The sequence below is a fragment of the Streptomyces sp. NPDC048057 genome (assembly GCF_040653095.1).
Lineage (GTDB): Bacteria > Actinomycetota > Actinomycetes > Streptomycetales > Streptomycetaceae > Streptomyces.
Genome location: NZ_JBEZNF010000054.1, coordinates 1 through 12,174 on the forward strand (window position 1 = coordinate 1; position 12,174 = coordinate 12,174).

Sequence of the window (12,174 nt, forward strand, 5' to 3'; positions counted from 1 at the left end):
CATCGAGGACTCCATGCGGCGCTGGGAGGGCACCTCGGAGGCCGATGAGGGCCGGTTAACCGGCTACTGGCCCGGAACGGCCCCGGAACAGCTGGCCAGAGGTGGGATACGGGTGGGAGGAATCGGGAGTAAAGACGAATTTCGACTCGCCGCGTAGAATGGCATCACGAAGGGCGCCTGCCAGGGAAAATCACTGGTCAGGCGCCCTTTCTGGACGTCTAGAAGAAGCCCAGCTTCTTCGGCGAGTACGACACCAGCAAGTTCTTCGTCTGCTGGTAGTGCTCGAGCATCATCCGGTGCGTCTCCCGCCCGATGCCCGACTGCTTGTAGCCGCCGAACGCCGCGTGCGCGGGGTACGCGTGGTAGCAGTTCGTCCAGACGCGACCGGCCTGGATCTCGCGGCCCGCCCGGTACGCCGTGTTCACGTCGCGGGTCCACACGCCCGCGCCGAGGCCGTACAGGGAGTCGTTCGCCGTGCGGATCGCCTCCGCGAAGTCAGGGAAGGAGGCGACGGCGACGACCGGACCGAAGATCTCCTCCTGGAAGATCCGCATCTGGTTGTTGCCCTCGAAGATGGTGGGCTGCACGTAGTAGCCCCCGGCGAGTTCCCCGTCGTACTCGATCTGCTCGCCGCCGGTGAGGACCTTCGCGCCCTCGCGGCGGCCGATGTCCAGATACGACACGATCTTCTGCAACTGCTCCCGGGACGCCTGGGCGCCGATCATCGTCTCCGTGTCCAGCGGATGGCCGGGGACGATCTTCTCGGTGCTGGCGATGCCCGCGTCCAGGAAGTCCGCGTAGTGGCCGCGCTGGATCAGGGCGCGGGAGGGACAGGTGCAGACCTCGCCCTGGTTGAGGGCGAACATGGTGAAGCCCTCGATCGCCTTGTCGCGCAGGTCGTCGTCGACGGCCCAGATGTCGTCGAAGAAGATGTTCGGCGACTTGCCGCCCAACTCCAGCGTGACCGGCTTCAGGTGCTCTGAGGCGTACTGGAGGATCAGCCGCCCGGTCGCCGTCTCCCCGGTGAAGGCGATCTTCGCCACCCGCGGGCTGGACGCCAGCGGTTTGCCCGCCTCCTCGCCGAAGCCGTTGACGATGTTGACGACCCCGTCGGGCAGTAGATCGGCGACGAGGCCCATCCACAGGTGGATCGACGCCGGCGTCTGCTCGGCCGGCTTGAGGACGACCGCGTTGCCGGCGGCCAGGGCGGGTGCCAGCTTCCACGTCGCCATGAGGATCGGGAAGTTCCACGGGATGATCTGGGCGACCACCCCGAGCGGCTCGTGGAAGTGGTACGCCACCGTGTCGTCGTCGATCTCACTGAGCGAGCCCTCCTGCGCCCGCAGCGCCCCCGCGAAGTAGCGGAAGTGGTCGATGGCGAGCGGGATGTCCGCGGCCAGGGACTCCCGGACCGGCTTGCCGTTGTCCCAGCTCTCGGCGACCGCCAGTTGCTCCAGGTGCTCTTCCATCCGGTCGGCGATCTTGAGCAGGATCCGGGCGCGGTCGGCCGCGGGCGTGCGGCCCCAGGCGGGGGCGGCTGCGTGGGCCGCGTCGAGGGCGCGCTCGACGTCCTCCGCGGTGCCGCGGGCGACCTCGGTGAACGGCTGCCCGTTGACCGGGCTCGGGTTGTCGAAGTACCTGCCGCGGACGGGGGCGACGTACGCGCCGCCGATCCAGTGGTCGTACCGGGACGGGAAGGTGACGATCGCGCCGTCGCTGCCCGGCGCTGCGTATCGGGTCATGTGCCTGGCCTCCCGGGGAGGTGCCGCCCGCCGTTGGACGGCGTTCCCCGGGAGGCTAGGGCAGCGGGGGTTGCGAGCGGGTTGCGTCCGACGTCACGCGCGCGCCGGCCGGGCCCGCCCGGACCCTCGCCTACGGATTCCCGGTCACCGGTCCGCCTTGATCATGTCCGCGCACTTCTCGCCGATCATCATCGTCGTGATGCACGGGTTGACCGCCGGCAGGAACGGCATGACCGACGCGTCCGCCACCCGCAGACCCGGCACGCCCTTGACCCGCAGCCGGGCGTCGAGCGGCGAGTGGCGGTCCTGCACCGCACCCATCCGCACCGTGCCCGCCGGATGGTAGACGGTGTTGTGCGTCTCGCGGATGTACGAGAACAGCTCGTCGTCCGAGCGCACGTCGGGGCCCGGTGCCAGCTCGCGCCCCGCCCAGTCGGCCATCGGCGAGCGCGCCACGATGTCCCGGGCCAGCCGCAGCCCGTACGTCATCACCCGTACGTCGTGCTCGTGGGTGAAGTACCGCGGATCGACCTTCGGCTTGTCGCGGAAGTCGCGGGAGCGCAGCCGCACCGTTCCCATGGACCGCGAGCGGGTCACGTTCGGCGTCAGACAGAAGGCGTTGTCGCTGGTCGGATAGCCGCGGCGATAGGTGTTCAGGTCGAACGGCACGGAGCCGTAGTGGAACATCAGGTCCGGCCGGTCGAGACCGGCTTCGGTGTCGGCGAAGATCCCGATCTCCCACCACTGGGTGGACGAGGTCACCATCGGCTGCTTCGCCTCCCACATGATCACCCCTTCCGGGTGGTCCTGGAGGTGGGCGCCGACACCGGGGGAGTCCACGCGCACCTTCACCCCCGACTCCCGAAGGTGGTCCGCGGGGCCGATGCCCGACAGCATCAGCAGCTTCGGCGAGTCGATGGCGCCGCAGCTGACGACCACCTCGCGCCGGGCGGTGACCGACCCCGTGTGGATGGTGTCCGGCTGGAGGTACTCCACCCCGGTGCAGCGGCCGTCGTCGGCGAACAGCAGCCGCTTGGCCTGCAAGCCCGTGCGCACCTCAAGGTTGGGCCGCCGGCCCAGTACCGGATGGAGGTACGAGACGGAGGCCGAAGCCCGCGTGCCGTCCTGCCGGGCGTTGATCTGGAACCAGTTCGCACCCCGCACCACGGTCGTGCCCGTGTTGAACGGGGTGGTGGGTATGCCCGCGTCGGCGCACGCCGCCAGCAGCGCCGTGCCGCAGGGGTCGACCGGGGGGACGGTGCGGATGGTGACCGGACCCGAACGGCCGTGGTGGTCCCCGGGGGCGTCGTTGCTCTCCAGCCGTCGGTAGAGCGGGAAGCAGTCCTCGGCGCTCCAGCCCGTGGCGCCCATCGCGGCCCACTCGTCGAGGTCCTCGGCCGGGGCCCAGAAGGCGATGCAGGAGTTGTGGGACGAACAGCCGCCGAGGACCTTCGCGCGGGCGTGCCGCATGAAGCTGTTGCCGCGCTCCTGCGGCTCGACCGGGTAGTCCCAGTCGTAACCGGACTCCAACAGGGCCATCCACCGCTCCAGTTGGAGGATGTTGTCGTCACCGACGTCCGACGGGCCCGCCTCCAGGACGCACACGCTCACGTCCGGGTCCTCGGTCAGTCGGGCGGCGATCACGGCTCCGGCCGTACCACCGCCGACCACCACGTAGTCGTACTCGGGAACAGGGCTGCTCTGTGCGGACAAGACGTCTCCAGGACGGAAGAAAGAAAGGGGGAGAAACGGGGGAGGGCGAGGGCGTCAGGACACGGGGTCCGACGGATCGCGCGGCGGGACGACCGCGCGGTGCTCCGCCAGCACTCCGGTGCGCCGTCGCTGGACGAACCAGTAGTACGCGAAGCCGCCGGCCGCGACGACGCCGATGAAGAGGAACGCACCCCAGCGCAGGTACCAGTGCTGCTCACCGGTCGCGTTGTAGACCTCGGCGCGCGGCCAGGCGAGGTTGAGCGACATCACCGCGCCCCACACCACCGCGACCACGTTCACCGGCAGGCCCCACCGGCCGAGCGAGAAGCCGCCGTCGACCGGACGCCAGGTGCCGCGCAGCCGTTGGACCAGCATCGGCACCGTCACCAGCAGATACGCCAGATAGATCATGATGATCGCGATGCTGGTGATCACGGAGAAGATCTGCGGCTGGTCGATGTTGACGACCAGGACCGCGACCCCGACCACACCGATCACCACCGCGGGCAGGACCGGGGTGCGAAAGCGCGGACTGACCCGCGCCAGGTGGCGGGACGCGGGGAGGTTGTTGTCCCGCGCCATGGCGAACATCATCCGCGTGCCGGCGGCCTGCACCGCGAGCACGCAGACCGTGATGGCGACGACCACGCACCACAGCACGACCTCGCCCATGTCGGCACCCAGGGTCTCCAGGACGACGTACTGGAGCCCCTTCTCCGACAGTTCCTTCGACGCCAGGTCCGGGACCGCCATCAGGGCGAACAGCAGGATCAGTCCGCCGATGAGGAAGGACGCCACCAGGGCCCGCAGGATCGCCCGGGGCGCGTTGCGGCTCGGGTCGTGGGACTCCTCACCCAGGGAGGAGGCGGTGTCGAAGCCGTACATCACGTACGCGGAGGCGAGCGAAGCCGCCAGGAAGGCGCCGAGGTAGCCGAGGTTCTGCCCGTCGCCCAGGCCCTGGGTCTCGGTGAGCACCTCGGCGGGCCCGCGGGTGATCTGGGAGGCCAGCAGCACCACCAGGCCCACTGCCGCGATCAGTTCGATGAAGACGCCTGCGGAGTTGATGCGGGCCATCAGCCGCACCCCGAAGGCGTTCACCAGGGTCGAGAAGACGATCAGGGCGGTGCCGAGGAGGACCGCGTTCGCCGCCGCGTCGGTCGCGCCGCTGCCGTCGCCCACGATCTGGAACCGGGCGTCGATCTGCGGCAGCGTCATCTGGTACGCGAGAGCCACGGCGGACAGCGTCACCATGGTGGCGGCGAGCATCATCCAGCCTCCGAGCCAGCCCACGTGCGGCCCGCCCAGCGTCTTGGCCCAGTTGTAGACGGAGCCCGCCACGGGATAGCGCGCGGCCAACTCGCAGAAGCACAGGGCCACCATCAGCTGGCCGACGAAGACGATCGGCCAGGACCACCAGTACGCCGGGCCGCCGAAGGACACGCCGAAGTAGAACAGCTGGAAGGTGCCGGTGAGGATGGATATGTAGCTGATGCCGGCGGCGAAGGTGTGGAAGTTGCCCAGGGTGCGCTTGAGTTCGGGACGGTAGCCGAGGGCCCCGAGGGCCGCGTCGTCGTCCCGCGCCGGCGGCTGGGCGTCCTGCGGTCTGCTCGGGCCGCCGACCTCCTCGCGCGTCCCGCTCACGCGAACCACCCCTGCGGGCGGGGCGCGAGGTTGTGCCAGACGTGCTTGGTCTCCTGGTACTCCGCGAGCCCCGTCGGGCCCAGCTCGCGCCCGAAGCCGGACTGCTTCATACCGCCCCACTCGGCCTGCGGCACGTAGGGGTGGAAGTCGTTGATCCAGACCGTGCCGGCGCGCAGCCGGGACGCCACCCGGTGTGCCCGGCCCACGTCGCCGGTCCACACGGCGCCCGCCAGGCCGTACACGGTGTCGTTCGCCAGGGCGACGGCCTCCTCTTCGGTGCGGAACCGCTCGACGGTGAGCACCGGACCGAACGACTCGTCACGGACCACGGACATCGAGGCCGTGCACTCGTCGAGGACGGTCGGCAGGTAGAAGAAGCCCTCGGCCAGCGTGGGGTCTTCGGGCCGGGCGCCGCCGCAGCGCAGCACCGCGCCTTCGGCGACGCCGGCCGCCACGTACGCCTCCACCTTCGCGCGGTGCGCGGCCGAGATCAGCGGGCCCGTGCGGGCCTCCTCGTCGAACGGCCCGCCGAGCCGGATCGTGCGGGCTCCGTCGACGACGGCGTCGACGAAGGCGTCGTGCAGCTCGTCCTGGACCAGCAGGCGGGCGCCCGCGGAACAGACCTGGCCCGAGTGGAGGAACACCGCGGTGAGGGCGTGGTCCACCGCCGTGTCGAAGTCGGCGTCCGCGAAGACGATGTTGGGGTTCTTGCCGCCGAGTTCCAGTGCGATCCGCTTCACCGTGGGCGCCGCCGCGGCCATGACGCGCCGGCCGGTGGCCAGCCCGCCCGTGAAGGACACCAGGTCCACCCGGGGGTCCTCGGCCAGCGGAGCGCCGACCTCGGGGCCCGAGCCGAGGACCAGGTTCGCCACGCCGTCCGGGAGCCCCGCCTCGACCAGCGTGCGCATCAACAGGACGGCGGTGTGCGGGGTCAGCTCGCTGGGCTTGAGGACGAAGGTGTTGCCCGCGCCGAGCGCGGGGGCGACCTTCCACGCGGTCTGCAACAGCGGATAGTTCCACGGGGTGATCAGCGCACAGACCCCGACGGGCTCGTGCACGACCCGGCTGTCCGTGTCCGACCGGCCCGTGTCCACGATCCGCCCGCCGCCGCCGGACGCCGTCAACTCGCCGAAGTAGCGGAAGCAGTTCGCGATGTCGTCGAGGTCGTACTCGCTCTCCACCAGCCGCTTGCCGGTGTCCAGGGACTCCGCACGGGCGTAGGCGGCCTTGTCGCGCTCCAGCAGGTCCGCCACGCGCAGCAGCAGCCGGCCGCGTTCGGCCGCGGGCGTCGTGGGCCACGGACCCCGGTCGAAGGCGTCCCGGGCCGCCGCGACCGCGGCCGACACGTCCTTGGCCCCCGCCTCGGCGACCGCACCGACGAGCGTTCCGTCCGCGGGACACCGGATCTCCCGCACGCGCTCGTCGAGTGCGGCGGTCCACCGACCGCCGATGAACAGTTCCGACATGTGGGGGTGCTCCTTCGATCCAACCTGGTGGGACCTCTGGCGCGTACCCGGAGCCCCGCTCGGTATGCCAGCGTTTTTCCAACGGTCGTTCTTAAGTCCGTGCAGGTGGCGGCGGGAGCGGCGGTGGCCGTCAGGTGCGCTGCCACGCGTCGATCTCCCGCACCCGCGCCAGCGCCGCCGCGCGCCTGGCCCCGGCCAGTGCCGCCGCCAGGGCGCGCCACACCGCCAGGTCGTCCTCGCCCCACGGGCTGTAGGCCCAGTCCGCCAGCAGCCCGGGATCGCCCCGGGCGATCAGCGCCGCCCGCAACTGGTCCGCGAGCCGGCGCCGCAGTCGTACCACCGCGGGCGCCGACGAGGCCGGCAGCAGCGGACCGGCGTACGTGCTGACGGCCCCGGTCACCGTGCCCGCGGCCAACCGCCGCGTCACGGTGTCGAAGTCCGCGTCGATCGGCTGGGCGAGCCGGTAGGGCCGGGACAGCAGCAACTCCTGCCCGAGCAGCGCGCGCAGCCGGGACAGCTCGGCGCGCAGCGTGACCGGGGTGACCGACTCGTCCTCGTACAGCTCCGTCAGCAGCTCCTCGCCGCCGATGCCTTCCGGCCGGTACGCCAGCAGCACCAGGATCTCGCTGTGCCGTCGGCTCAGCCGCACCTTGCGCCCCTCCACCACCAGCAGCGCCTCGTCACGGCCGAGGGCGGAGAGCTGGACCCGGCCGGCCGCGGGCGGCGGTTGGAGCAGAGCGAGCTGGTTCTCGGCGGCGCGGGCCACCGCCTCGACGAACGCCAGGCTGTGCGGATGGGCGAGCCGGTCCCCGCCCGTGATGTCCACGGCGCCCAGCACCCGGCCCGTGGCCGGGTCGTGGATGGGCGCCGCCGAACACGTCCACGCCTGCACCGGGCGGCAGAAGTGCTCGGCGGCGAAGACCTGGACGGGACGGTCGACGGCGATGGCGGTGCCCGGCGCGTTCGTCCCGGCGACCGCCTCGGCCCAGCGGGCGCCGGGCACGAAGTTCATCAGATCGGCCTTGCGGCGGGTGCCCGGCGGCCCGTCCACCCACAGCAGGCGGCCGTGCGCGTCGCAGACCGCCACCAGGTGCTCGCCGTCCCGGGCGTACCCGCTCGTCAACTCCCGCACCAGGGGCATCACCCGGGCGAGAGGATGGCTCTCCCGGTGGGCCACGAGCGCGTCGTCCACCAATTCCACTTCGACCGTGGCCTCCGGTCTCACCCTGGCGCGTGCGGAACGCCGCCACGAGTCCGCCACCACCGGCCGGACCGGCCCGTCCACCGTGCCCGCCGTCACATACGCGTCGTATGCCCTGCGCAGTTCGGCGATCCGTTTCGCCGGATCGACGCCCGGTTCCAGGGCCACCCATGAGTGAGTCAACTCGGCCTCCCAGGCCCCCTATCGTGACCGAGGGAGAGGGGCGCGACAAGCGGGTGGGAAGTGTTCGAAAACGTTTTCAGGTGTGGTTGACCTGGGCGCCCATCCGGTCGACCGCACGGCTGTGGTCAGGCGAAGTTGACCAGCCGGATGTAGCGCACCCAGTCCCACAGGGGTCCCGGGTCGGTGTGCGTCGACCCGGGCACCTCGTGGTGGCCGATGATGTGCGCCCGGTCCTTGGGGATGCCGTGCCGGTCGCAGACCGCCGCGGTGAGCGCGGCGGAGCGTTCGTACATCACATGGGTGAAGTACTCCGGTCGGTCCACCCAGCCCTCGTGCTCGATGCCGATGCTGCGGGTGTTGTGGTTCCAGTTCCCGGCGTGCCAGCCGATGTCGCGCTCGCGCACGCACTGGGCGATCCGCCCGTCAGCGGAGCCGACCACGTAGTGCGCCGAGACCTTCCGGTTCGGGTCCTGGAAGATCCGCACCGTGTCGGCGAAGGTCTCCTGGGCGACGTGGATGACGACGCGGTCGATCCGGTACGTGGCGGGGCGGTTCGACGCCGTGTAGTTCGAGGTCGAGGCGGGCTGCCAGACGGCGCCGGGCTGGTCCACCGCGGGGGCCGCGGTCGCGGCACCGGCCGTCGGCGCGGCGTGGGCGCGCGCCGACGACAGCAGCACGCCGGCCGCGGTCGCGGCGACGGCTCCCCGGAGCAGTTCTCTACGGTCCATGGGGCCTCTCCTGGTGAGGTTCGCGAGTGGGCGTGGCGGTCTCCCGGGCGGGGCGGACCGGGGGTCACCATGAGGATCCCGTGACGGCGGTCGTTTGGTGCGGACGTTCCGCGTTCCGGGTGTCGCCCGGCGTCAGGCGGCAGGGCGCAGCGGTCTGGTCCCGGGCCGGTCCGACGGGAGGCACGAGCCGGTCCCGGCCGGTCCGGCCCGAGCGGATCCACGGTAAAGCCGCAAGAGCGCCTGCGGAAGACGCCCGGGAGGTCCGATCCACGCCAACATGCGTTCGGGACACCGGAGTTGATGTGACAGACGACCGCGGGGCAGATCTCGGGCAGACGTGTGCCGCGGGAACGTTCGCGTCGAGGCCCTACGGCCAAAGGGTCACGAACGGGGGCGGCGGACCTGCCCCACCACCAGCACCATCAGCGCGGCGACCAGGATCAGACCGCCCACCGGCGTCGCCCAGGCGCGGACGTCCGCGTCGTCGACCAGCAGCCCGACGGTCAGCTGCCAGCACAGCGCGAACGCCAGTGCCAGCTGGCCCCAGCCGTAGAGCCGCGGATTGTGCACGTGGCGTCGGCTGCGGGGGAGCACCCAGCCGCGGGTGATCCCCGCGATGCCCGAAGCGGCGAAGAGCAGCGCCAGCACGACGAACGGCATGACCAAGTACGGACTCACGGCTCCCCCTTGTGCGTCAGGCCCCTGCTGGACGCCGGCCCGATCATGGCATCTGTCAACCCCCGCGTCCACAGTGTTCTTGGCGCGCCGGTGATATCGGCATGAGGGCCCCGCAGCCGTGCCCCCGGGAGCCGTATGTGTCACCTTCGGTTGACGCGTTGGGGGGTGTCAACTAAGGTTGCGCCATGGGAAGTGACCAGCTCACTCAGCTCGCCCGGCGCGCCGGGGACGACGATCCCGTCGCGGCCTTGGCCGCGGTGGCGGAGATGAGGCGCGAGTTGGAGCGTCAAGAAGCGGTGTTGGTGCGGCGGGCGCGTACGCGGGGCGCGAGCTGGGCCCAGATCGCCGAGTCCCTCGGAGTGAGCCGCCAGGCCGTCCACAAGAAGCACGGCGGCCGTCGACTCTTCGGCTCCAAGGACTGAGCCCCCGCCCCTCTCGTCGACCGGCTGCTGCGCGCCGGGACGACCCCCGCGGACGCCGTGCGCCGGCGCGAGTTCGGCGTCCCGGCCCCGGTCCTGTTCAGTGGCGTTCGGCGACCACGGTGATCTCGTGCCGGTTGTGGTGCAGCTGCCGCGCGTGGCGGATGTCGTACTTCCGCCGCAGCTGTCCCAGGCACGAGCGGACGGCGTCGGCGACGTTCCCGTGGGCCAGCTTGAGGGTGACGACCGCCGTGCCGCCCGGACGCAGCCGCCCCGCCGCGGTCAGCATGATGTCGCAGGTCAGCTTGGGGTCCATCTTCATGTCGTTGACGACGACGTCGAAGCGCGCCTTGTTCGTCCCGAAGAAGTTGCCGGCCGTGGTCCGGGCGTGCTGGACGCCGGGGTCCGAGAGGAGCCGGGCGTCGAGGTCGCCGGGGTCGACGGCCCACACCTTCAGGCCCTGGGTGCGCAGGATCCGGGTCCACCCCCCGGGGCTGGCGCCGAGGTCGACCGCCGTGCCGCTGCGGGGGAGTGTCAGGTCGAAGACCTTCAGGGCCTCCTCCAGCTTGAACTCCGCGCGCGAGATCGTCCTGGGGCTGCGGGCCAGCCGCACCCGGCCACCCGGCCAGTCGGACAGGCCGTCGGCGGGGTTGCCCAGCCCCAGCAGGACGCCCGACGGGGTGATGAAGGCGGACAGCACGAAGGCCGCGCCGGAGCGGACGGCGGAGAAGCCCTGCTTCTCCAGCGCTTCCGAAAGGGCCCTGAACAGATCGGCCGAACCGAACTCCAACGGATTCTGACCGCTCACCCACGCCTGCACAGCCAAGGGCCCCCGGGGAAGGTCCCGGGGAACGGCAGCCAGGGCCCCGCGGACGACCGCGTCCAGGTCCGCCGCTTCCTTCAGCGGAATGCGGGCGATTTCCTCCGTGAGGTGTTTGACGAATGCGATGGGGCGCGTCCGGCACGCTTCGGCCAGCTCCTGGAGCGAGCCGTCGCGCAGCGTCAGAGCGCCGATATCGGGGCCGAGCCGTTCGACGGTCGCGCGCTGTCCGAACTCATCCACCAGCTCCCTGCGGGCAGCGGGGAAATACTCCTCCGAAGTGGAGAATGCGAAGGTGCTGGTGGGCATGAATTCATCACTTTCAGATGGCCATCGCGGGCGCAGAGGGGCTTGCGTAGTGTAACGGAGACAAGGTGCCGGCCCTCAAATCGAGCGCTGTCCCCAGCCGGGCGTGCGAGCGGCGATTGTCGCGAGCAGTTCCGGCGCCCGTGCCCGTAGGTAGAAGTGGTCCCCGTCGAAGGGGAGCGCCTCGGCGCCCGCGGCGGTGACCTCGCTCCAGGCGTCCATCCCGGCGACGTCCACGTGCGGATCGCGGTCGCCGTACACCGCGGTGACCGGACACGTCAGCAGCGCCGCGGGGCGCGGCCGGTAGGTCTCCACGGCCCGGTAGTCGCTGCGCAGGGCCGGCAGCAGCAGTTCCAGGAGTTCGGGTTCGGCCGTCACCTGCGCGTTGGTGCCGCCGAGTTCGTCCAGTTCGCGCAGGAGTTCGACGTCGTCGGCCAGGTGCAGCGCGCTGGGGGTGCGGCGGCCGGGTGCGTTCTGCGCCGAGACGACGAGGTGCAGCGGCGGCCGGCCCGACTGCGCCATGCGCAGCGCCACCTCGAAGGCCACCAGCGCGCCCATGCTGTGCCCGAAGAGCACGTACGGGCGGTCCGCGCTCCGCAGCAGCGCCCCGGTCGCCAGGTCCGCCAGCTCGTTCAGATCGCCGATCGGATCGTCCAGGAGACGGTCCTCCCGCCCCGGATACTGTGCCACCAGCAATTCGGCCCCCGGGCGCGCCTCCCGCCCCCATCCCCGGTAGTAACTCGCGGCGCCGCCGGCGTGCGGAAAACAGAACATCCGGACCTTGGCGGCGGGCTGCGGAACATAACAGCGATACCAGTCGGATGCCGCTTTTTGGTGTGCAAGAGATTTTTGGTGCGCATTGGGCAGGTGCAAGGTGTCTCCGTGATGCCGTGAAAGCTGCGCGGCGCCGGTGAATGCGGCGGGCCGGCGAGGAATGCCGTGGGTGGTGAAAAACGTCGTGTTCAGTGGTGAATGTCGAGGACGGAGGGCGTCGGCGGGCGGAAGACGATCCCGCCCGCCGACGCCCTTCCGGAAGGACTTGTCAGGCCGCGGTCCCGCCCATGGCGTCCACCAGGCTCTGCGGACGCATGTCCGTCCAGTTCTCGTTCACGTAGTCCAGGCACGCCTGGTACCCGGCCTCGCCGAAGCGCACCTCCCACCCCGCGGGGACCTCCGCGAAGGAGGGCCACAGGGAGTGCTGGTTCTCTTCGTTCACGAGGACGTAGTAGACGCCTTCGGGGTTCTCGAACGGGTTCTGCATGATGAGCTCCTCACTC

The 12,174-nt window shown here is 71.0% G+C and carries 11 protein-coding genes; 1 reads left to right on the forward strand and 10 read right to left on the reverse strand.

All coding sequences use genetic code 11. The annotated features are described in order from the left end of the window. Positions 1 to 218: 218 nt before the first annotated feature. The 7 genes from AB0E05_RS35535 to AB0E05_RS35565 form a co-directional block, all read right to left on the reverse strand. Complete coding sequence (locus AB0E05_RS35535) at positions 219 to 1,742, reverse strand: aldehyde dehydrogenase family protein (protein WP_361971561.1); 1,524 nt, start codon at positions 1,740 to 1,742, stop codon at positions 219 to 221. A 144-nt stretch (positions 1,743 to 1,886) separates the two neighbouring features. Beyond that, positions 1,887 to 3,455 (reverse strand): GMC family oxidoreductase N-terminal domain-containing protein, encoded by a 1,569-nt coding sequence (locus tag AB0E05_RS35540; RefSeq protein ID WP_361971563.1) that lies wholly within the window; start codon positions 3,453 to 3,455, stop codon positions 1,887 to 1,889. 54 nt (positions 3,456 to 3,509) lie between these two features. After that, positions 3,510 to 5,096, reverse strand: coding sequence for an amino acid permease (locus tag AB0E05_RS35545; protein WP_361971565.1), 1,587 nt, complete (start codon positions 5,094 to 5,096; stop codon positions 3,510 to 3,512). Beyond that, entirely contained in the window at positions 5,093 to 6,562 is a 1,470-nt protein-coding gene (locus tag AB0E05_RS35550; RefSeq protein ID WP_361971567.1) for an aldehyde dehydrogenase family protein, read from the reverse strand. The genes AB0E05_RS35545 and AB0E05_RS35550 overlap by 4 nt, the downstream gene beginning before the upstream one ends. 130 nt (positions 6,563 to 6,692) lie before the next feature. Continuing rightward, complete coding sequence (locus AB0E05_RS35555; protein WP_361971569.1) at positions 6,693 to 7,946, reverse strand: GAF domain-containing protein; 1,254 nt, start codon at positions 7,944 to 7,946, stop codon at positions 6,693 to 6,695. A gap of 125 nt (positions 7,947 to 8,071) precedes the next feature. Then, complete coding sequence (locus tag AB0E05_RS35560; protein WP_361971572.1) at positions 8,072 to 8,674, reverse strand: peptidoglycan recognition family protein; 603 nt, start codon at positions 8,672 to 8,674, stop codon at positions 8,072 to 8,074. A 381-nt stretch (positions 8,675 to 9,055) separates the two neighbouring features. Continuing rightward, positions 9,056 to 9,352 (reverse strand): hypothetical protein, encoded by a 297-nt coding sequence (locus AB0E05_RS35565; protein ID WP_361971574.1) that lies wholly within the window; start codon positions 9,350 to 9,352, stop codon positions 9,056 to 9,058. 185 nt (positions 9,353 to 9,537) lie between these two features. Here AB0E05_RS35565 and AB0E05_RS35570 point away from each other — a divergent pair, with 185 nt between their 5' ends. After that, entirely contained in the window at positions 9,538 to 9,774 is a 237-nt protein-coding gene (locus tag AB0E05_RS35570; protein WP_361971576.1) for a hypothetical protein, read from the forward strand. Between the two features lie 97 nt (positions 9,775 to 9,871). Here the strand turns inward: AB0E05_RS35570 and AB0E05_RS35575 are convergent, their stop codons facing one another. From AB0E05_RS35575 to AB0E05_RS35585, 3 genes are all read right to left on the reverse strand, one after another. Beyond that, positions 9,872 to 10,900 carry an SAM-dependent methyltransferase gene (locus tag AB0E05_RS35575; protein ID WP_361971578.1) on the reverse strand — a complete coding sequence of 343 codons (1,029 nt, stop codon included), beginning with the start codon at positions 10,898 to 10,900 and terminating at the stop codon, positions 9,872 to 9,874. Between the two features lie 75 nt (positions 10,901 to 10,975). Beyond that, entirely contained in the window at positions 10,976 to 11,770 is a 795-nt protein-coding gene (locus AB0E05_RS35580; RefSeq protein ID WP_361971580.1) for an alpha/beta fold hydrolase, read from the reverse strand. A 169-nt stretch (positions 11,771 to 11,939) separates the two neighbouring features. Continuing rightward, positions 11,940 to 12,158, reverse strand: a complete 219-nt coding sequence (locus AB0E05_RS35585) for an MbtH family protein (protein ID WP_361971582.1) — start codon at positions 12,156 to 12,158, stop codon at positions 11,940 to 11,942. Positions 12,159 to 12,174 lie beyond the last annotated feature (16 nt).

Coding starts and splice junctions, on each gene's coding strand:
- AB0E05_RS35535 (WP_361971561.1), bottom strand. CDS start 1,742: ATGACCCGATACGCAGCGCCGGGCAGCGACGGCGCGATCGTCACCTTC.
- AB0E05_RS35550 (WP_361971567.1), bottom strand. CDS start 6,562: ATGTCGGAACTGTTCATCGGCGGTCGGTGGACCGCCGCACTCGACGAG.
- AB0E05_RS35560 (WP_361971572.1), bottom strand. CDS start 8,674: ATGGACCGTAGAGAACTGCTCCGGGGAGCCGTCGCCGCGACCGCGGCC.
- AB0E05_RS35570 (WP_361971576.1), top strand. CDS start 9,538: ATGGGAAGTGACCAGCTCACTCAGCTCGCCCGGCGCGCCGGGGACGAC.
- AB0E05_RS35575 (WP_361971578.1), bottom strand. CDS start 10,900: ATGCCCACCAGCACCTTCGCATTCTCCACTTCGGAGGAGTATTTCCCC.
- AB0E05_RS35585 (WP_361971582.1), bottom strand. CDS start 12,158: ATGCAGAACCCGTTCGAGAACCCCGAAGGCGTCTACTACGTCCTCGTG.